Source organism: Herbaspirillum aquaticum (genome assembly GCF_002213425.1).
GTDB lineage: Bacteria > Pseudomonadota > Gammaproteobacteria > Burkholderiales > Burkholderiaceae_D > Herbaspirillum > Herbaspirillum aquaticum.
Genome location: NZ_NJGV01000002.1, coordinates 397693 through 417730 on the forward strand (window position 1 = coordinate 397693; position 20038 = coordinate 417730).

The following is a 20038-nucleotide window of genomic DNA, read 5'->3' on the forward strand; positions in this document are numbered from 1 at the left end:
CCGTATCCTGCTTTTCTCCCCTTCGAACTGATGCAACGACGATTCCCTTTCCCTGTCGCCGCCATCCTGCTGGCCGCTCCCTTGACCCTGACCTTGGCCCACGCGGCCGATAGCGGCGGATTCTGCGCCACTGACCAGACCCTGGACAAGGATCAACTGGCCGCCACTCTGATCCGTACCTACCCCGTGAGCACGGCTTATCTGTCGGTAGGCAAGGAGTCTGCCCCGCTGAACTCGCCGCGTGCATTGGTGACCTGGCTGCTGCAAAAGCGTGCTGCGGAGAAGGCAGCCGGGCAGGCTTGCACAGGAGACAGCTGCAACGTCGACCACATGGCCGCCGATGTGCAATCGCTGCTGGACGGCAAGGATGGCCGCTTCCAGCCCAGTGGCCGCAGCGACGCAGTAGCCTTTTTCCGTGACAACAGCCGCGTGGCGCTGCGCTGTACCACCCCAGGTGCGGCACTAACCTTGGCCCATGCTGACGCCGCCTTGCGCATGGGCGTGGCACCGACCGCGCCCGCTACGCCAGTGGCGGGGCCGGCCACGCCCCCCGCTGCAGCAGCGACGCAGTCACAGCAGGCCAGCTGGATGGATCCGCTGCGCATTCGCGGCAATCCCGACCAGCTTTCCATCGACCATCGCGACAAGGCGGCATTCGCCTCGGTGGATCGTGCGCGTGTTGCGCTGGCCAATGACGATGTGGCACAGTCGCGCACCAATGATGTGGTGGTCTTTGCCGGGTATTCGCTGGACAAGCGGCCCATGGGCGAGCCGGGCAGTACTTATGAGGCGGTGCCTTATGTCGGTTTCAAGCAGAACCGGGTCACCAACTACGAGAGCGGCAATCCGGAGATCACCACCACGCGCACCAGCCAGGTCGGCATGCTGTCGGCCTTCCATTTCGCGCATGCGGACACGGCCAATACCGAAGACCTGACGGCGCGTCCCGATTACCTGATCAACAATACCGATGGCAGCCGGCTGCTGACGGTCAACTTCACGCTCACGCCGGTGCGGCCGGGTGTGCTCAACGATTTCCTGCGCTGGAACAACGGGCTGGCGTTCAAGCCTATCCTGATCGGCCAGAGCCGCAACGGTATCTACATCAACCGGGGCGATCCGGATGTGGTGGACCAGCATCGCGACTTCATCCGTCTGGGGGCGCAGGCGGGTTTCACGCTGTCCTCCACCAATCCGGCCTTGCCGTTTGATTTCACCACGACCTATACGGGATTGAAGGCCTTGCAGGGCAATCGCAGCATTCATTACTGGAAGTCGGTGCTGACCTACAACTTCAACCAGAACGTCGGCTTGAGCCTGGATTATTCGAATGGCTTGCTGCCCGATAGCGGGGATGCGGAGCGCAAGTGGGGGTTGGGAGTGTCCAGCAAGTTCTGACAGCGTCCGATGGTTGGCCGCGCAGGATGTGCTGCGTCGCTTGCGACGGCAAAAAACAAAGCTTCATGCCGCAATATGGCGATATGACGATATGACGGCATGAAGCTTCAACCCTATTTGCTGCTTACTGGAAGGTGCTGGCCATCTTCGCCGGCAGCGGCACATTGAGCCATTTCTGCACGATGGCATTGAGTTCGCCGCTCTTCTTGGCGGCGCTCAGCACCTCGTTGACCTTGCCCAGCAAGGCGGCCTCGCCCTTGTTGAGGCCTACATTGCAGGCCGATTCCTGGATGATGTACTTGAGCACCGGCTTGTTGTTGGGCGCCTTTTCTGCCAGGGCATAGGCCACGAAGTCGCCCGTCCCCACCAGCTGAACCTGGCCCGAGACATAGGCCGAGATCATGGCATTGTTGTCCTCATAGCGCTTGATGGTGGCGCTCTTGGGGGCCGTGTCGGTCAGCTGCAGGTCCTGGAAGGTACCGCGCGCCACGCCCACGGTCTTGCCGGCCAGATCGGCTGGCCCGCTCACTGCCACGCTCGCCACACCAAACACGCTGTTGTTGTAGGGGGCATAGGGCTGGGAAAAATCGATCACCTTTTCGCGCTCGGCATTCTTGCCCAGGGTGGAGATGACCAGGTCGGCCTTGTGGGTCTGCAGGTAAGCGATGCGGTTGGCGCTGGCCACCGGCACCAGTTGCACCTTGAGGCCCATTTTCTGGGCGATCAGCTTGGCCACATCGATATCCAGTCCCTGCAATTGCAGGTCCGTATTGACTGAGCCGAAAGGCGCAAAGTCCTGCGGTACGCCGATGCGGACCACGCCGGCCTTCTGGATGTCGGCCAGCGCATCGGCTTGTGCCGGCGCATTGGCGAGAATGCCCAGGCCGAGTGCAATCGAAAGGGCCAGCAGGCGGTGTTTGCATGTCATTGTCTTTGTCTCCTCGTATGATTATCAGCGCGCCGATGATACCCCGTATTACTTCGCGGTTCAGCCGGGCAGCGGCAAGACACAATCCTCGGCAGCCAGATAGATGCGCTGTCCCGGCAAGGCATCGACACGATAGCCGCCCGTGAACGCGCCAAATGCCGGCAGCATCGCCCAGCGTCCATCCACCACGAAGCAGGGCAGCCGCAAGCTGTCGCCCGCCGAGGACAGGCGATACACCGGATGCACATGGCCCACAATGGCAAAGGCCCCGTCCACCGTCTGCGGATGATGGCAGAACGCCAGCGGGCCGACCCGCCAGGGTTCATCGACCAGCTCCATGCCCAGTGCTTCTGGCGGATCACCCGCATGATGGTCGTGATTGCCGCGCACCAGCGTGAGCGTCAGTCCAGCGTTGCGGCTACGCCATTGCGCCAGTGCCGCGAGCGTTCCTGCAGCACGCCCGGCGCGGGCATGCAGGAAATCCCCGAGGAACACGATATGACGCACTGCATGTTGCTGTACCAGCGCATCAATGGCCTCCAGGTTGGCGCGTGTCGTACCGTGCGGCACCGGAATGCCGCCGGCCCGAAAGGCGGCCGCCTTGCCGAAATGCACATCGGCCAGGATCAGCATGCCGCGCTCGCGCCACAGCAGGGCGCGTTCGGGCAGCATGGTCAGGATGGCGCCATCGGCATCGAAGCTGGGGTATTGCATCATGCGGCAGTCTTGGGCTTGGCCTTGCGCCGGGTGGCGGGCTTGGCTTGTTCACGAGCGGGGGTCTTGTCGGCGGCACCTTCCAGATCGCGCAGCATGCGTGCGACGCGGTCCGCCAGCTTTTCGGTCGAGAGTTTTTCACGGAAGCGCTCCACCATCAGTGGCAGGGCAAACGGGGTAGGGCGCTCCAGTTGCACCAGCGTCATGGTGCGCGCACGCAGCTCGGCCAGGGTGCTGCGCAGGCGTTCCAGCTCCAGCTCCTGTTCCAGCACTTCACGCTGGGCCTGCGTGAGGAGCAGGTTGCTGGCGTCATGCTTGCGGAAGACTTCAAAGAACAGCGCCGAGGAGGCCTGCAACTGGCGCGCGCTCTTGTGCTGCCCCGGGTAGCCCTGGCTCACCAGTCCGGCAATCCTGGCGATCTCGCGGAAGCGCCGCTGCGACAGTTCAGTGGCGTTCAGGCTGGCGAGGACATCTTCCAGCAGTTGGTCTTCGCTGAAGAGCGCCTGGGCCTGTTGCGGTGCCAGTCGATGCATCTCCACTTCCTCCGCCCCCAGCAATTCGAAACCATAGTCGTTGACGGCAATCGAGAAGGTCGCCGCGCGCGTGCTGGCCAGGCGCCAGGCCAGCAGCGAGGCCAGCCCCATGTGCACCAGCCGGCCGGCGAAGGGATAGAAGAACAGGTGATGGCCTTCGCGGCTCTTGAGGGCTTCCACCACCAGGCGCTCCCCGGTCGGCAGCGCCGACCAGGCGTCCTGCAGGGCCAGCAGGGGCTGCACGGCCTGCATTTCGGGACCGTCGAAATGCTGCTGTTCGGCTTGCTGCAGCCGGTCCAGCACGGCGTGCGCCAGGGTCGAGGACAAGGGCATGCGGCCGCCCTGCCAGCGCGGGACGGCCCCGCTGCCGGCGGTGCTGCGGCGTACCCAGGCGGTCATCTCATGCACCCGGACGAACTCCAGCACGCGGCCCCCGAAGAGGAAACGGTCACCCGGACGCAGCCGCGCGATGAAGCCTTCTTCAATGGTGCCGATGCGTCCGCCCTTCATGTACTGCACGTGCAGGCTGGCGTCGGCCACGATGGTGCCGATGTTCATCCGGTGCCGCCGCGCAATGGCCGGGACTTCCACGCGGTAGACGCCGTCTTCGCCCGGGGTGACGCGGTGATATTCGGGATAGGCGGTCAGGCTCTGGCCGCCGCGCACCACGAAGTCCAGCGCCCATTGCCACTGGTCCAGGCGCAAGTCCCGGTAGGACCAGGCCTGCCTGACCTCCGCGAACAAGGCATCGGCCTGGAAGCCGCCGCCCAGTGCGATGGTCACCAGATGCTGGACCAGCACATCCAGCGGTGTTTCCGGTACCGGCCGCTGCTCCACGCGACCGGCCGCTACCGCATCCTGCGCCGCCACGGCTTCGACCAGTTCCAGGCTGTTGGTCGGCACCAGCGTGGCGCGCGAACTGCGGCCGGGCGAGTGGCCCGAGCGTCCGGCGCGTTGCAGCAGGCGGGCCACACCGCGCGGGCTGCCGATCTGCAGTACGCGTTCCACCGGTGTGAAGTCCACGCCCAAGTCCAGGCTGGAGGTACAGACCACGGCCTTCAAGCGCCCATCGCGCAAGCCGTGTTCGACCCAGTCGCGCACTTCACGGTCCAGCGAACCATGGTGTAACGCGATGATGCCGGCCCAGTCCGGCCGGGCATCCAGCAGATTCTGGTACCAAAGTTCAGCCTGCGAGCGCGTGTTGGTGAAGACCAGCGTACTGCCGCTGGCCTCGATCTCCGCGACCACCGCCGGCAGCATCTGCATGCCCAGGTGGCCGGCCCAGGCGAAGCGTGCCGGTTGCGGCGGCAAAAGGGTATCGATGACGATGCGCTTGCGCTGTTCGCCGCGCACCAGCACGCCCTGTTCGGCAGCGGTTGGGCCCAGCAGGGCTTGCAGCGATTGCTCCAGGTTGCCCAGCGTCGCCGACAGCCCCCAGACCACCATCCCCGGCCGCCAGCGCCGCAGCCGTGCCAGCGCCAGTTGCACCTGAACGCCGCGCTTGTTGCCCATCAGTTCGTGCCATTCATCGACGATCACGGCATCGAGCCTGGCAAAACGTTGTTGGGCATCGGCTTGCGAGAGCAGCAGGGAAAGGCTTTCCGGGGTGGTCACCAAGGCCTGGGGCAAGGATTTCATCTGGCGCGCACGTTCACCGGAAGCCGTATCGCCGGTGCGCATGCCGGCCTGCCACTGCGGCAGCAGCTCGGCCAGCGGGGCTTGCAGGGCGCGCAAGGTATCGGCCGCCAGGGCGCGCATCGGGGTGATCCAGAGCACCCGCAGGCCGCTGGTGCTGGCTGGCAGCTCAGGCTGGCCCAGCCGGGGCTCGGCATGGAGCAGGGCACCGAACCAGACCGCATAGGTCTTGCCCGAGCCGGTGCCGGAATGCAGCAAGCCGCTCTTGCCCTGTACGGCCGCCTGCCAGACCGCGCGCTGGAAATCGAAGACCTCCCAGCCGCGCCGGGCGAACCAGCCCTCTGTCTGGGCCAGGGCAATCTCTTGGGTGGATCGGGATTTAGTCGTCTTGCGTGGCACGGTGCAGTTCTTTCAGATGAGGGTCGGCCGGCTGGCTGGCCGAAGGCCCCAGCAGGGCACGCAGGCTGGCCAGGGTATCGGCCTCTTCGACGGTCTTGTCCAGGCGCTGGCGCAGGATGCGCGGGAAACGCACCGCGATGCCCGCCTTGTGACGCGAGGACAGCGCGATGCCCTCGAAACCGATCTCGAAGACCATGCTCGGCTTGACGCTGCGCACCGGCCCGAATTTCTCGATGGTGGTCTTGCGGATGGCCTGGTCGACTACGGCAATCTCGGCATCGGTGAGGCCCGAATAGGCTTTGGCGAAAGGCACCAGCGAGCGCTGGCCGGTCTCGTCGGGGGCATTCCACACCGCGAAGGTGTAATCGGTGTAGAGCGAAGCGCGCCGGCCGTGCCCCGCCTGGGCGTAGATCAGCACGGCGTCGATGGAGTAGGGGTCGACCTTCCACTTCCACCAGGTGCCCACATTGCGGGTGCGGCCGATGCCGTAGTGCGCCTCCCTTTGCTTCAACATCATGCCTTCCACGCCGCGCTCGCGTGAGGTGGCGCGCAATTGCGCCAAGGCATCCCAGTTGGCCGCGGCAATCTGCGGCGCCAGCATCAGCGCCGGTGCCGCACAAGACTGCAGCAGGGCTTCCAGCCGGGCGCGTCGTTCGTGCTGGGGCAGGCTGCGCAGGTCCTGGCCGTCCTGTTCCAGCAGGTCATAGGCGATCAGGCCGGCCGGGAGATCGGCCAGCAGCCGTGCCGTGAGCGTCTTGCGGCCGATGCGTTTCTGCAGGTCGGCGAAGGGGGCTACGCGGTCGGCCTGGGGGCCGGAATCGGGCAGCCGGATCACGATCTCGCCATCGATGACAGTGCCGTCCGGCAGGGCCAGTGTGGCCAATTCGGGGAAGCGGTCCGTGATCAATTCTTCGCCGCGCGACCACAGCCAGTTGCTGCCGTGGCGGCGTACCAGCTGGGCGCGGATGCCGTCGTATTTCCATTCCACCTGCCAGTCCGTGAGCGGGCCCAGTGTCTCGGGCGACTCCAGCAGGGGATGCGCGAGGAAGAAGGGATAGGGCTGGCCACCCTGCAATTGCGCATCCTGGCCCTCGGCCGGGGCAACCAGTTGCGCATAGCGCCCGGCATCGGGCCTGGCACGGCCGTCGGTCCAGCCTACCATGCGCTGCGCCACCAGCTTCGGATCCAGCTGCGCCACGGCGGCCAGGGCGCGCGTGACCAGCAGGCGCGACACGCCCACCCGGAAACCGCCGCCGATGAGCTTGGAGAGCAGGAAGCGCCCCTGCCAGTCCAACTCATCCCAGGCCGCAAACAGCGCGGCGCGGATGACCGCAGGATCGGCGCCGCGCAGGGGCGCGATGCGCTCTTCCATCCAGCGCGAAAGGCCCAAGTCGCTGCTGCCCTTGGGCGGCGGCAGCACGTGCGCGATGGTCTCGGCCAGGTCGCCCACGCTGTGATAGCACTCATCGAAAAGCCATTCGTCGATCTGCGCATAGTCCATGGCGCATTGCTTGAGCAAGCCCGTGGGGACCGCCTGGCGCGGCTTGCCACCCGCCAGGAAGTAGACCGCCCAGGCCGCGTCGGCGGCGTCGGCGCGGCCGAAGTAGTCCTGCAGTGCGGCCAGCTTGCGGGTGGTCGAGGTGGTGGCGTCGAGCTCGGTGTAGAGGCGGGAAAATTCACGCATGGCCGGGTTCCTGCTCCTTCCCGGCCGCGCCCGGGGTGGGGCTGTCGTCTTTTTCTTCATCTCCGTATTCGGTGGCGAAGGCCCCGGCATCCAAGCCGTTCTGCCGCAGCCAGCGCACCATGGTGGCCACCTGTCCGTGGGTAACGATGACACGCTCGGCCCCGGTGGCGCCGATGGCCTCATGCAATGCCGGCCAGTCCGCATGGTCGGAGAGGATGAAGCCACGATCCACGCCGCGCCGACGGCGCGTGCCGCGCAGGCGCATCCAGCCGCTGGCGAAGGCATCGCTGTAGTCGCCGAAACGGCGGATCCAGGTCGAGCCGGCAGCAGAGGGTGGCGCGATCACCAAACTGCCCGCGTAGGCAGCCGCCTTGCCGCGTTTGCCGGCCTCGGCTTCGCCGACGGTGAGGGTGTCGGGCAAGCGGATGCCGGCTTCACGGTACAGCCGATTGAGCGGTTCCACCGCGCCGTGGCAGACGATGGGCCCGATGCTGGCATCGATACCGTGCAGGATGCGCTGCGCCTTGCCGAAGGAATAGCAGAACAGCACGCTGGCCCTTCCTTCTGCGGCGTTGTCGCGCCACCACTGGTTGATCTCTTCGAAGATGTCCCGTTGCGGCTGCCAGCGGTAGATCGGCATGCCGAAGGTGGATTCCGTGATGAAGGCGTGGCAGCGCACCGGCTCGAACGGGGCGCAGGTGCCGTCAGGCTCCAGCTTGTAATCGCCCGAGGCGACCCAGATGCGGCCTTCATGTTCCATGCGCAATTGCGCCGAACCCAGTACGTGGCCGGCCGGATGCAGGGACAGTTGCACACCGTTGTGGCTGATGCGCTCACCATAAGCCAGGGCTTGCAGGTTGATATCGGCACCCAGGCGCGCGCGCAGGATGCCCGCGCCCGGCGCGGCCGCCAGATAGTGGCCATGGCCCACGCGGGCGTGGTCGGCGTGGGCATGCGTGATGACGGCGCGCGCCACCGGGCGCCAGGGATCAATGTAGAAATCACCAGGCACGCAATACAAACCTTCCTTGCGTACCACGACCATGTCTTCCATGCGGGTGGGGTCCTTGCTCTGCGTTGAAAAAACCATGCGGCACCGTTGTGCCGTGTCCGGCCGGCTTTGTCCATGCTTGGCACATTCTTGTCGCGGCTTTGCAGCGGGTTATATGAAGCCATCTGCAAAGGGGCCGACCTTTGCGACCTGCGGTCAGCTTAATGGCAAGCGCATGCGCCGGCTGTCGGACCATGTCTTGCCTTTCTGTCAGCCAGCCAGCCGGACTGCCCTGCAAAACTTGATTTCCGTTTGCATTGCCGCAACGCACAACCCCCATTATTTGGGTATGCTAGTCGTCAACTTAAAGCGGCATCTCGCCAAGCATCAACTCCAAAAGAATCACACGAATCCTCATGTCTCATTACGTCGATCCCAAGGTTTTCCGTGAATTGCAGGACTCCGAAGTCCTGCCTGCTCCATCAGGCGTGCGTCTGAAGATCATGCAGATGTGCCAGCAGGAAGACATTGCGCTGCCGGAGCTGGTGGCGCAGGTGCAGGGCGACCCCATCCTGGCGGGCCGACTGATCCAGATCGCCAACATCCCCAACATCAACAAGGGGCGCATGGTGGCGGCCGTCAATGTCGAACTGCTGCTGATGGTGGGCTTGCATGCGGTACGCCAGATGGCGCTGGCAATCTCGCTGACCGAATCGGCGCGGCGGGGAGACTGCACGGAATTCGACTACGACCTCTTCTGGAGCCGTTCGACCGCCATGGCCTGCGCCGGCCAGGCGCTGGGGGACCTGTTGCAGGTGGCCCCGCCGGCAGAAATGTTCACCATCGGCCTGCTGGCTGATATCGGCCGCCTGGGCCTGGCCTCGGCGCGTCCCAAGCGTTATGGCGAGCTGCTGCGCACGGGCGCGCAAGGCGCGCCACTGCGGCAGGAAGAAAAGGACATCTTCGGTTTCAATCATCTGGAGCTGGCTGCGGCCATGATGCAGGACTGGCACTTCCCCAAGCTCTTCTGTGAAACCGTGCTGTATCACCACGATGCCGACAATACCGGCATGGATGAGGAAGACCGCCAGCAGCGCCTGATCCGCCTGCTGGAACTGGCGGCCTGCGTGGCCGACGTCTGTGTGGCAACCGATGCCGAACGGGCCGCCTTGCTGCCGCGCCTCCTGGCACTGGGTGAGCGCTTCGAACTGCCGCTCTCCAGCCTGGAATACCTGTGTGGCCGCGTTTCCTGGGATTGGAGTGACTGGGGCGCCTTGCTCAAGGTGCCTACCCGCGTGTTGCGCGAAATCGGTGCGGAACTGGCTGAGGCCGCCGAGAAGCCGGAGTGAATGGCTTGCAAGAATCGTCAGATTTAGTCAGCAAAAATCGAAGTTTTTTGTTGCTGTTTTGTCAGGCGCCGATGTTACTATCCCCCTCGCTCTGGAAGTGAAGCACCTCTGTTGACCGTCAGGACCGCTGCAGGCCCCTCTGCGGCCATCGTTGCCCCGTCATCATCAGACCCTGCCCGGACTTCGCTTCCAGCGGCGAGCAAGGCTCGATGAACCCAGCCAGATTGATGTTCCTTCCGTAAAAGCCACGGCATTTACCGCAGCCACCAACGTGGACATATTCATCAAATGGGCCTTGCCTGCACCTCTGCTGTGCGCAATGCAAGGCGCGCACGTTTGCTAATGTGTTCCGGCATGGCAGCGGCGCGATTTCCCTTCGGTTCGCTCTGACCACATCGCTGTATTCGTCGCCTGCGACGTGCCCTGTCACGCCCGTGGCAGGTGGGGGTGTGTCATCGTGGCGGCCGGGCAAATGCCGTACCGATCAAAAAACACGAGAAAGTGGGGTCATTCCATGAATAACAAAATCATCAAGCTGTCCTGCCTGGGGGCACTGTTGCTGGCGGCCAGCCATTCTGCCTTTGCGGCCCACCCGCTGGTGACCGATGATGCGGGCGTGCAGGGAGCCGGCGGTATCCAGCTCGAAATGAATACCGACTGGAGCAAGCAGAACGGCAATGCCGGCCATGTGGGCGCGTCGACGTTCACCTACGGCGTGACCGACAAGCTGGACCTGTTCTTCAACTTGCCGCAGACGTTCCAGTCGCCGACCGGCACCGGCGTGGGAGACGTCTCGGTAGGCGCCAAGTGGCGCTTCTACGGGGCCGAGGGCCTGGCGCTGGCGCTGAAGCCAGAATTCTTCATGCCCAGCGGCGACGAGGAGAAGGGCCTGGGAACGGGCAAGAACGGCATGGGCCTGACCGGCATCGCCTCCTATGAAACCGGCCCTTGGACCTTGCACGGCAACCTGGGCCTGCGTTACAGCCGTTTCAAGCTGGAGAAAGACCAGCAAGGTCAGCGCAAGACCCTGTGGCGGGCCTCGGCGGCGGTCTGGTATGGGATCAATGAACAATGGCGCCTGGTGGCCGATACCGGCGTGGCGCAGAATCCGGATGCCAGCAGCAAGAAGCTGCCGTCGTATGCCCTGGTAGGCGCCATCTGGTCGCCCAACAAGACGGTGGACATCGATGCGGGTGCCAAATTCGGCCTGAACAAGGCTGAGGTGACACGCCAGTTCGGTGTCGGGGTGACCTTGCACTTCTGATGAGGCAGCAAGCAGCGCACAAAGCTTCATCTATGTGCGCTGCAACATGCAATGCGCTGGAAAGCCGCGCCAAATCTGCTATCGTTGACCTTGGCGCTAGGCCACGACTAAGGAGACGACATATGGATCTGGTGGCAAAATTCGATGCCAAGGGCAAGACCGGCGCACCTTACCACGTAGAGGTGTACCAGACGCAGCAGGACGAGGCCGATGAAGCGGCCCAGGCCTTCAGCCGCAGCTACAAGCTGGCCGACGGTCGCGCGCTGGATCCCCTGACCAACGAGAAATTCAGGATCGTCCAGACCGGGGAGAAAATCTACCGCGTCTGAGTCCACCCTGGACCCGCAAGCCGATCAAGCCGGCACCGCAAGGTGGCCGGCTTTTTTCATGTCTGCAGCTACCGGCCGCAGCTTCGGCTCAGAAAGCATCCCCCGGCACCCGCACCCACCCCTCCATCAACACCCGCGCACTGCGGCTCATGATGGCCTTGGTGACGACCCACTGGCCGTCTTCCAGCTTGGCCTCTGCGCCCACACGCAAGGTGCCGGACGGATGGCCGAAGCGCACACTGTTGCGTTCGCCGCCACCGGCAGCCAGGTTGACCAGCGTGCCCGGAATGGCCGCTGCCGTACCGATGGCCACGGCAGCCGTGCCCATCATGGCGTGGTGCAGCTTGCCCATGGACATGGCACGCACCAGGACATCGGTATCCTGCACGGTGACGGTCTTGCCGCTGGAAGACACATATTGCTTGGGCGGTGCGACGAAGGCCACCTTGGGGGTGTGCTGCCGGGTCGCGGCTTCTTCCACCTTGCTGATGAGCCCCATGCGGATCGCCCCATGGGCGCGGATGGTCTCGAAGCGGGCCAGTGCGGCGGGATCGCCGTTGATGGCCTCCTGCAGTTCAGTGCCGGTATAGCCGATCTCGTCGGCATTGAGGAAGATGGTCGGGATCCCGGCATTGATCATGGTGGCCTTGAAGCTGCCCACGCCAGGCACTTCCAGGGTATCGACCACATTGCCGGTGGGGAACATGGCGCCACCCGCGCCTTCTTCTTCAGCGGCCGGATCCATGAATTCCAGCTGGACTTCGGCAGCGGGGAAGGTGACGCCATCCAGTTCGAAGTCACCGGTTTCCTGTACTTGTCCGCCGCGCATGGGGACGTGGGCCACGATGGTCTTGCCGATGTTGGCCTGCCAGATGGTGATGACGGCCACGCCATCCTGCGGCAACCTGGACGGGTCCACCAGACCGGCCGAAATCGCGAAAGGACCGACAGCTGCAGACAGGTTGCCGCAATTGCCGCTCCAGTCGACGAAATCCTTGTCGATGGAGACCTGGCCGAACAGGTAGTCGACATCATGGCCGGGCCGCTCGCTGCGCGAGATGATGACCGTCTTGCTGGTGCTGGACGTTGCGCCGCCCATGCCATCGATCTGCTTGCCGTAGGGATCGGGACTGCCGATCACGCGCTGCAGCAGCTTGTCGCGCGCACGGCCCGGGACGCGGGCGGCTTCGGGCAGGTCGTCGAGCTTGAAGAAAACGCCCTTGCTGGTGCCGCCACGCAGGTAGGTGGCGGGGATGCGGATCTGGGGGACTTGGCTCATGCTTGTTCCTTGGCGTTCTGGCCGGCGTTGGCGGAGGCTTCCAGGAAATCCTGGGCAAAGCGCTGCAGCACGCCGCCGGCTTCGTAGATCGAGACTTCTTCGGCGGTATCGAGGCGGCAGGTCACCGGCACTTCCACGCGTTCGCCATTCTTGCGGTGGATCACCAGCGTCAGGTCGGCGCGCGGACGGCGCTGGCCGATGACGTCATAGGTTTCGGTACCGTCGATGCCGTAGGTATTGCGGTTTTCACCGGTCTTGAATTCCAGCGGCAGCACGCCCATGCCGATCAGGTTGGTCCGGTGGATGCGCTCGAAGCCTTCTGCCACGATCGCTTCCACACCGGCCAGGCGCACGCCCTTGGCCGCCCAGTCGCGCGAAGAACCCTGGCCGTAGTCGGCACCGGCGATGATGATCAGCGGCTGCTTGCGCTTCATGTAGGTTTCGATGGTTTCCCACATGCGCATGACACGGCCTTCCGGCTCCAGGCGCGCCAGTGAGCCTTGCTGCACGCTGCCGTCGGCCTTCCTGACCATTTCGTTGAACAGCTTGGGATTGGCGAACGTAGCGCGCTGGGCGGTCAGGTGGTCGCCGCGGTGGGTCGCGTAGGAATTGAAGTCCTCTTCCGGCAGGCCCATCTTGGCCAGGTATTCGCCGGCCGCGCTGTCGAGCAGGATGGCGTTGGAGGGCGAGAGGTGGTCGGTGGTGATGTTGTCGCCCAGCACGGCCAGGGGACGCATGCCCGAGAGCGTACGCTCACCGGCCAGCGCGCCCTCCCAATAGGGCGGGCGGCGGATGTAGGTGCTCTGGGGACGCCAGTCATAGAGCGGGCTGACCGACTGGCTGCGATCCACACGGGCGGCGAACATCGGGGTGTAGACATTGCGGAACTGCTGCGGCTTGACTGCGCTGGCGACCACGGCATCGATTTCCTCATCGCTGGGCCAGATGTCTTTCAGGCGGATTTCGCGGCCCTCGGCGGTGACGCCCAGCACGTCCTGTTCGATATCGAAGCGGATGGTGCCGGCAATGGCATAGGCCACCACCAGCGGCGGCGAAGCCAGGAAGGCCTGCTTGGCGTAAGGGTGGATGCGGCCGTCGAAGTTGCGGTTGCCGGACAGCACGGCAGTGCTGTAGAGGTCACGGTCGATGATTTCCTGCTGGATCTTCGGGTCAAGCGCGCCGGACATGCCGTTGCACGTGGTGCAGGCAAAGGCGACGATGCCAAAGCCCAGCTTTTCCAGGTCGGCGGTCAGGCCCGCTTCTTCCAGGTAGAGTTCGACCGCCTTGGAGCCAGGCGCCAGCGAACTCTTCACCCAGGGCTTGCGGGCCAGGCCGAGGCGATTGGCATTGCGCGCCAGCAGGGCCGCCGCGATCACGTTGCGGGGGTTGCTGGTATTGGTGCAGCTGGTGATGGCGGCGATGATGACGGCGCCATCGGGTATCTTGCCGGGTTCGTTCTCGACCTTGCCGGCGATGCCTTGGGCGGCCAGTTCGGACACCGGCAGGCGCTTGTGCGGATTGCTCGGGCCAGCCAGGGTACGGACCACGGTGGAGAGGTCGAAGCGCAGCACGCGCTCGTACTCGGCCTTGCTGAGGCTATCGGACCAGAGGCCGGCCTCCTTGGCATAGGTTTCCACCAGCTTGACCTGTTCATCTTCGCGGCCGGTCAGCTTCAGGTAGTCGATGGTCTGCTGGTCGATCGAGAACATGGCCGCCGTCGCACCATATTCCGGGGCCATGTTGGAGATGGTGGCGCGGTCCCCCAGCGTCAGGCTGGCTGCACCCTCGCCATAGAATTCCAGGTAGGCACCCACCACCTTCTGCTTGCGCAGGAATTCGGTCAGCGACAGCACGATATCGGTGGCGGTGATGCCGGGCTGGCGGCGGCCGGTCAGTTCCACGCCGATGATGTCGGGCAGGCGCATCCACGAGGCGCGGCCCAGCATGACGTTTTCCGCCTCCAGGCCGCCCACGCCGATGGCGATCACGCCCAGCGCGTCCACGTGCGGGGTGTGGCTGTCGGTGCCCACCAGGGTGTCCGGGAAGGCCACGCCATCCTTGGCATGGATCACCGGCGACATCTTCTCCAGGTTGATCTGGTGCATGATGCCGTTGCCGGGCGGGATCACGTCCACGTTTTCGAAGGCCAGCTTGGTCCAGTCGATGAAGTGGAAGCGGTCTTCATTGCGGCGGTCTTCGATGGCGCGATTCTTTTCGAAGGCCTGCGGGTCATCGCCGCCACATTCCACCGCCAGCGAGTGGTCCACGATCAGTTGCACCGGGACCACCGGATTGACCTTGGCCGGGTCGCCACCCATGTCGGCAATCGCGTCGCGCAAGCCGGCCAGGTCCACCAGCGCGGTCTGGCCCAGGATGTCGTGGCACACCACGCGCGCCGGGAACCACGGGAAGTCGAGTTCGCGCTTGCGTTCGATGAGCTGGCGCAACGAATCGGTGAGGGTCGCCGGATCACAGCGGCGCACCAGGTTTTCTGCCAGCACGCGAGAAGTGTAGGGCAGGGTGTCCCATGCGCCAGGACGGATCGCTTCCACGGCGGCGCGGGCATCGAAATAATCCAGTCGGGTGCCGGGCAGTTGCTTGCGGTATTGGGTATTCATGGCGGTTGGCTCGTGTCTCGTTGATGGAATGGTTGTTGTGCAGGGGATTACGTTGAGGCTTGCTCGCGCTGGCGGCCGGCGCTGCCGGGTCCGGCCTGGGCGATCTGGTGTTCGATGTTGCGGCGGGAGGCGCCGATGTGGCGCCGCATGAGCAGGTCGGCCAACTCACCGTCACCATCGGCCAGGGCATCGAGGATGCGGTGATGTTCGGCAAAGGCCTGTCGTGGCCGGTTGGGCGCGGCGGAATACTGGATGCGGTACATGCGGGCCAACTGGTACAGCTCGCCGCAGAGGATGCGCGTGAGGATCTGGTTGCCGCTGGCCTGGATGATCTTGTAATGGAAGTCGTAGTCGCCTTCCTGCTGGTAATAGCCGCGTCCGGCCTGGAAGGCCTCGTCCTTTTCGTGCGTCTCCAGCACCCGGCGCAGTTCGTCGAGTTCGGCGCGGCTCATGCGCTGGGCGGCCAGGCGGCAGGCCATGCCTTCCAGCGATTCGCGGATCTGGAACAGTTCCACCAGGCCTTCGAGGGTCAGCGACACCACCCGCGCGCCCACGTGGGGCACGCGCACCAGCAGGTTCTGGCCTTCCAGGCGGTGAATGGCTTCACGCAGGGGGCCACGGCTGATGCCATAAATGCGGGCCAGTTCTGGTTCGGAAATCTTGCTGCCGGGCGCAATCTCGCCCTGCACGATGGCGCTCTGGATCTTGCGAAAAACGTGTTCGGAGAGTGTTTCTCCGTCGCGTTCGGCACCAGGCAGTGCAATCAGCTCGCTCATGGTTTTTTTACCGTGTCGACAATCCAATGGATGTGATGCGTTTCATCATAGCACTTTGCCCAAAAAAGGGAAGAAGTGTCGACACTAGAATATTTTCGGCACTACCCAGTAAAAAAATAGCATGAGGCAATTTTCGTTACAGGTGAGAAAATTCAGCCGCCCGCTGGGAATATATGAAAAAGCGACTCAAAATTTTTCTATTTATTTCCCCATATACGGGAATCGTTCGCCCAAAGTGAGAATTTAACCTTATATTGCCGTCATGGACTCACCACAAACCTCTACCATCGTTGACCGCGTTCTCCACGTACTCGCCGGCGTGGCTCGTGCCGGCAAGCCCGTCAGTGCCAAGCAGATTGCTGCGATGGTGCAACAACCGGTCAGTACTGTTTATCGCCACCTGGCATCCCTGAAGAAGTGGGGATTGTTGCAGGAGCACATGAATTCCGGCACCTTCGAGCCGGGTCCGACCGGTGTGCAGCTGGCGTGGGGGTTCGACCAGAATTCCAACCTGATCAGCCAGAGCCGCGAGGAAATCATTTCACTGGTCCAGCGCAGCGGCGAGAGCGTGGGCCTGCTGGTGCCGATCAATGGGCAGATGGTTTGCATCGCCATGGAAGAAAGCGACCAGCCGCTGCGCTGCTCTTTCACCAAGGGCCGGGCACATCCCTTGCTTAAGGGAGCATCGGCCAAGAGCCTGCTGGCCTTCATGCCACGCAAGCTCCAGCAAAAACTGCTGGCCGACCAGCTGGGCGACAAGCCCGAGGAAGCCGCCGCATTGGAAGCGCAGCTCGATGAGATTCGCCGTCGCGGCTATTCCATCAGCGAGAGCGAAGTGGACCTGGGCGTGTGGGGCGTCTCGGTACCCATCATGACCTCCAACGGCCGCCTCGAAGGCACCATCACCCTGATGGCACCGGCCCTGCGCGTGGGCAACCGCGAACAGGAACTGGTCCGCATGACGGTGGAATCGGCCCAGCGCATTTGTAATCGTTTTTAAGCCAGTCAGGCTGCGCCGTCCGCAGAAGACGGTGCTGGCTGGACGCGGAGGGCAGGGGCCGCTTCGGCCCCGGTCCCAGGGAGTTGCTGTCCGTCGCGCCGGTTGCCCGGCGTCCAGACCATATCGTCGTTTCTACTGAGGAACCCATGATGAAGCTTTCCAAGCTGCTTTGCGCCGTCACGGCCAGCCTGGCCCTGCTGGTGGCCGCTGCACCCGCCGCGCGCGCCGATGGCAACGTGATCCGCGTCGGTACCGATGCCACCTTCCCGCCGATGGAGTTCGTCAAGGATGGCAAGCGCACCGGCTTCGATATCGAACTGATGGAAGCCCTGGCCAAGACCATGGGCAAGAAGATCCAGTGGATCGATATCGATTTCAAGGGCCTGATCCCCGGCCTCATCTCCAACCGCTTCGACATCGCGGCCTCGGCCATCTACATGACCGACGAGCGCCGCAAGGTCGTCAATTTCAGCGATCCTTATTATCGTGGCGGCCTGGCCGTACTGGTGCGTCGTGACGACACCAGCATCAAGGTGCCGGAAGACCTCAATCGCGGCAAGCGCGTCTCGGTGCAGGTCGGTACCAAGTCGGTGAGCTACCTGCGCGACAACTTCCCTGGCGTTGAACGGGTGGAGGTCGAGAAGAACCAGGCCATGTTCGACCTGCTGGCCACCGGACGCGTCAATGCCGTGGTGACCGGCCGTCCGGCTGCGGTGGAGTATGCCCGCACCCAGCCCCTGGTGCGCGTGCTGGACAAGGGCCTGACCACCGAACTGTATGGCTTCGCGCTGCGCAAGAACGATACCGCGCTGGCCGAGCAGCTCAACAAGGCCCTGCAGACCCTGCGCATGAACGGGACCTACGACGCCCTTACCGACAAGTGGTTCACCCGCAAAGACTGAGGTCCTGAGCGCCTGGCCTGGCAGGTCTGGCGGCGCTCTCATTTCCCCGTCCATGGTTGACTCGGTCCGCCCGGCGCTGACCGGGCACGCGACTCCTTTTGCCGGAGCACTTCATGAAACTGGATTTTTCGGGCGTCTGGGACAGTTGGCCCTCGCTCCTCCACGGCACCCTGGTGACCGTGGAAATCACCGCCGCCTCGCTGGTCCTGGGATGCGTGCTGGGCCTGCTGGTCGGCCTGGGGCGCTTGAATCCGCAACGCCGTACGCTCTACGCCGCCTGTACCTTCTATCTCACCTTGGTGCGCGGCACCCCCTTGCTGGTGCAACTGTTCCTGTGGTTCTTCGGATTGCCGCATGTGGGCGTGATCCTGCCGGCCTATGTCTGCGGCATCCTCGGCCTGGGCATCTACAGTGCGGCCTACGTGTCGGAAATCGTGCGCGGCGCGATCCAGTCCATCGAGCGCGGCCAGATGGAAGCGGCGCGCTCGCTGGGCTTGCCCTATCGCATGGCCATGCGCCGCGTGATCCTGCCGCAGGCCTTCGTGCGCATGATCCCGCCGCTGGGCAATGAATTCATCGCGCTGATCAAGAATTCCGCACTGGTGTCGCTGCTGACCATCGCCGACCTGATGCACGAAGGCGAGAAGATCATCAGCATCACCTATCGCTCGCTGGAAACCTACCTGGTCATCGCGCTCATCTACCTGGTGCTCACCAGCGTGACCACGCTGGTACTGCGGCGCATCGAGAAAGTCCTGCGTTCGGAAGGGAGGGTGTGATGCAACAGGCCATCGTCGACGTCAAGGGATTGAACAAGTCCTTCGGCAGCCACCTCGTCCTCAAGGACATCGACCTCACCGTAGCCCCCAGCCAGGTGGTGGTCATCATCGGTCCCAGCGGCAGCGGCAAGAGCACCTTGCTGCGCTGCTTGAACGGGCTGGAAACTGCCGAGGGCGGTACCGCAGTGGTCTGTGGCCATCTGGTGGTGGAGGCCGGGCGCATGATGCCCGAGCCCCTGCTCGACGCCCTGCGCGCCGAGGTGGGCATGGTATTCCAGTCCTTCAACCTGTTCCCGCACCTGAACGTGCTGGACAACATCACCCTGGCGCCCACCTGCCTGCGCGGCGTGCCACGCAAGACGGCGCAGGAGCAAGGCCTGCGGCTGCTCAGGAAGGTCGGGCTGGAGCACAAGGCGCGGGATTATCCCGGCACCTTGTCCGGCGGTCAGAAGCAGCGCGTGGCCATCGCCCGCGCATTGGCCATGGAGCCCAAGGTGATGCTCTTCGATGAGCCCACCTCGGCGCTGGACCCGGAGCTGGTCGGTGAAGTGCTGCAAGTGATGAAAGACCTGGCCGCCGAAGGCATGACCATGCTGATCGTGACCCATGAAATGGGCTTTGCGCGCGAGGTCGCCGATGTGGTGGTGGTGATGGATCATGGCAGCATCGTTGAATCCGGGCCGCCTTCCGGGATATTTACTTCACCCAGGGAAGCCCGTACCCGCAGTTTCTTGCAAACCATGCTGGCCCGGGAGGTGGTGCATGGCGCCTGAGGTCCATTCCGCGCCGGCCGCCGGCATGGTGGCGCGCGCCAGTGCGATCGCCTTCGTTGGCGAGCTGGGGCGCATTGCCGCCGTCCCTTGGAAAAACGAGGGCGGCCAGACCCGTGAACTCTGCGTGGAACCGCCGGAGGCCGATTTCGGCAGTTTCGTGTGGCGCGCCAGCGTGGCCGATGTGGGCGCCGATGGGGCGTTTTCCTGCTTTGCCGGTATCGATCGCACCATCGTCCTGCTCGAAGGCGGCGGCTTCACCATGCATAGCGAGGGGCGGCAGGTGCACGACCTGGCGCGGGCCTTCGTTCCGTATCCCTTCCCGGGTGAACAGGCCATCACGGTACAGCTGCACGGTGCCCCCACGCTGGATTTCAACCTGATGGTACGGCGTGAATACGCCGAGGGCAGGGTGGTGGTGCTGGCCCAGCAGCATGCGCGCAGCCTGCCCAGGCACAGTGTGCTGGTGTACGTGGCGCAAGGTGCGGCCAGCCTGTCGGATGAGTACGGCCTGCAGCAGCCCCTGCGCCGGGGCGAGTTCGCCCGCCTGCGCGAAGACCCTGCAGTGCCCTTGCCCGATCTGGTGTGTACACCGGGCTCGGTGGTACTGGTAGTCTGCATTCTTCGGACCACTGACAAGGATCCCTCATGTAAGCGTTGAAGGCGCCGACGCCACGCTGATTCCACCCG

17 protein-coding genes are annotated in these 20038 nt (G+C 64.1%); 9 read left to right on the forward strand and 8 right to left on the reverse strand.

What is annotated here, in order from left to right:
- Positions 1-30: 30 nt before the first annotated feature.
- Positions 31-1398 carry a hypothetical protein gene (locus tag CEJ45_RS04165; protein WP_241517271.1) on the forward strand — a complete coding sequence of 456 codons (1368 nt, stop codon included), beginning with the start codon at positions 31-33 and terminating at the stop codon, positions 1396-1398.
- Between the two features lie 124 nt (positions 1399-1522).
- On the opposite strand, the gene CEJ45_RS04170 is transcribed toward CEJ45_RS04165, so the two are convergent.
- The 5 genes from CEJ45_RS04170 to CEJ45_RS04190 are packed head-to-tail and all read right to left on the reverse strand — an operon-like array spanning position 1523 to position 8345.
- Positions 1523-2326 (reverse strand): transporter substrate-binding domain-containing protein, encoded by an 804-nt coding sequence (locus tag CEJ45_RS04170; protein ID WP_088753941.1) that lies wholly within the window; start codon positions 2324-2326, stop codon positions 1523-1525.
- A gap of 60 nt (positions 2327-2386) precedes the next feature.
- Complete coding sequence (gene pdeM, locus CEJ45_RS04175; protein ID WP_088753942.1) at positions 2387-3043, reverse strand: ligase-associated DNA damage response endonuclease PdeM; 657 nt, start codon at positions 3041-3043, stop codon at positions 2387-2389.
- A complete protein-coding gene (locus CEJ45_RS04180) occupies positions 3040-5607 on the reverse strand; it encodes a ligase-associated DNA damage response DEXH box helicase (protein ID WP_088753943.1) in 2568 nt (855 codons plus the stop codon). The genes pdeM and CEJ45_RS04180 overlap by 4 nt, the downstream gene beginning before the upstream one ends.
- The gene (locus tag CEJ45_RS04185) at positions 5588-7291 is read right to left on the reverse strand and encodes an ATP-dependent DNA ligase (RefSeq protein WP_088753944.1); all 1704 of its coding nucleotides are present in this window, start codon (positions 7289-7291) and stop codon (positions 5588-5590) included. Before CEJ45_RS04185 ends, CEJ45_RS04180 begins: the two co-directional genes overlap by 20 nt.
- Positions 7284-8345, reverse strand: a complete 1062-nt coding sequence (locus CEJ45_RS04190; protein WP_088753945.1) for a ligase-associated DNA damage response exonuclease — start codon at positions 8343-8345, stop codon at positions 7284-7286. The genes CEJ45_RS04185 and CEJ45_RS04190 overlap by 8 nt, the downstream gene beginning before the upstream one ends.
- Before the next feature lie 353 nt (positions 8346-8698).
- Between CEJ45_RS04190 and CEJ45_RS04195 the strand changes: the two genes are divergently transcribed.
- The 3 genes from CEJ45_RS04195 (at position 8699) to CEJ45_RS04205 (ending at position 11224) form a co-directional block, all read left to right on the forward strand.
- Positions 8699-9631, forward strand: coding sequence for an HDOD domain-containing protein (locus CEJ45_RS04195; RefSeq protein WP_088753946.1), 933 nt, complete (start codon positions 8699-8701; stop codon positions 9629-9631).
- Between the two features lie 514 nt (positions 9632-10145).
- Positions 10146-10895, forward strand: coding sequence for a transporter (locus CEJ45_RS04200; RefSeq protein ID WP_088753947.1), 750 nt, complete (start codon positions 10146-10148; stop codon positions 10893-10895).
- Between the two features lie 122 nt (positions 10896-11017).
- Entirely contained in the window at positions 11018-11224 is a 207-nt protein-coding gene (locus CEJ45_RS04205) for a hypothetical protein (protein WP_088753948.1), read from the forward strand.
- Between the two features lie 88 nt (positions 11225-11312).
- On the opposite strand, the gene prpF is transcribed toward CEJ45_RS04205, so the two are convergent.
- Genes prpF through CEJ45_RS04220 form a run of 3 tightly spaced genes read right to left on the reverse strand, consistent with a single transcriptional unit; the run spans position 11313 to position 15897 of the window.
- Positions 11313-12503 carry a 2-methylaconitate cis-trans isomerase PrpF gene (prpF, locus tag CEJ45_RS04210; RefSeq protein ID WP_088753949.1) on the reverse strand — a complete coding sequence of 397 codons (1191 nt, stop codon included), beginning with the start codon at positions 12501-12503 and terminating at the stop codon, positions 11313-11315.
- The gene (acnD, locus tag CEJ45_RS04215; RefSeq protein WP_088753950.1) at positions 12500-15121 is read right to left on the reverse strand and encodes a Fe/S-dependent 2-methylisocitrate dehydratase AcnD; all 2622 of its coding nucleotides are present in this window, start codon (positions 15119-15121) and stop codon (positions 12500-12502) included. Before acnD ends, prpF begins: the two co-directional genes overlap by 4 nt.
- Positions 15122-15168: 47 nt before the next feature.
- Positions 15169-15897, reverse strand: a complete 729-nt coding sequence (locus tag CEJ45_RS04220; protein ID WP_088753951.1) for a GntR family transcriptional regulator — start codon at positions 15895-15897, stop codon at positions 15169-15171.
- Between the two features lie 262 nt (positions 15898-16159).
- On the opposite strand from CEJ45_RS04220, the gene CEJ45_RS04225 reads away from it, so the two are divergent.
- From CEJ45_RS04225 to CEJ45_RS04245, 5 genes are all read left to right on the forward strand, one after another.
- A complete protein-coding gene (locus tag CEJ45_RS04225; RefSeq protein ID WP_088753952.1) occupies positions 16160-16897 on the forward strand; it encodes an IclR family transcriptional regulator in 738 nt (245 codons plus the stop codon).
- Between the two features lie 149 nt (positions 16898-17046).
- Positions 17047-17799, forward strand: a complete 753-nt coding sequence (locus CEJ45_RS04230) for a glutamine ABC transporter substrate-binding protein (RefSeq protein ID WP_088753953.1) — start codon at positions 17047-17049, stop codon at positions 17797-17799.
- Positions 17800-17912: 113 nt separating this feature from the next.
- Positions 17913-18578, forward strand: coding sequence for an amino acid ABC transporter permease (locus CEJ45_RS04235; protein ID WP_088753954.1), 666 nt, complete (start codon positions 17913-17915; stop codon positions 18576-18578).
- A complete protein-coding gene (locus CEJ45_RS04240) occupies positions 18578-19351 on the forward strand; it encodes an amino acid ABC transporter ATP-binding protein (RefSeq protein WP_088753955.1) in 774 nt (257 codons plus the stop codon). Before CEJ45_RS04235 ends, CEJ45_RS04240 begins: the two co-directional genes overlap by 1 nt.
- A complete protein-coding gene (locus CEJ45_RS04245) occupies positions 19341-20009 on the forward strand; it encodes a HutD/Ves family protein (RefSeq protein WP_088753956.1) in 669 nt (222 codons plus the stop codon). Before CEJ45_RS04240 ends, CEJ45_RS04245 begins: the two co-directional genes overlap by 11 nt.
- Positions 20010-20038 lie beyond the last annotated feature (29 nt).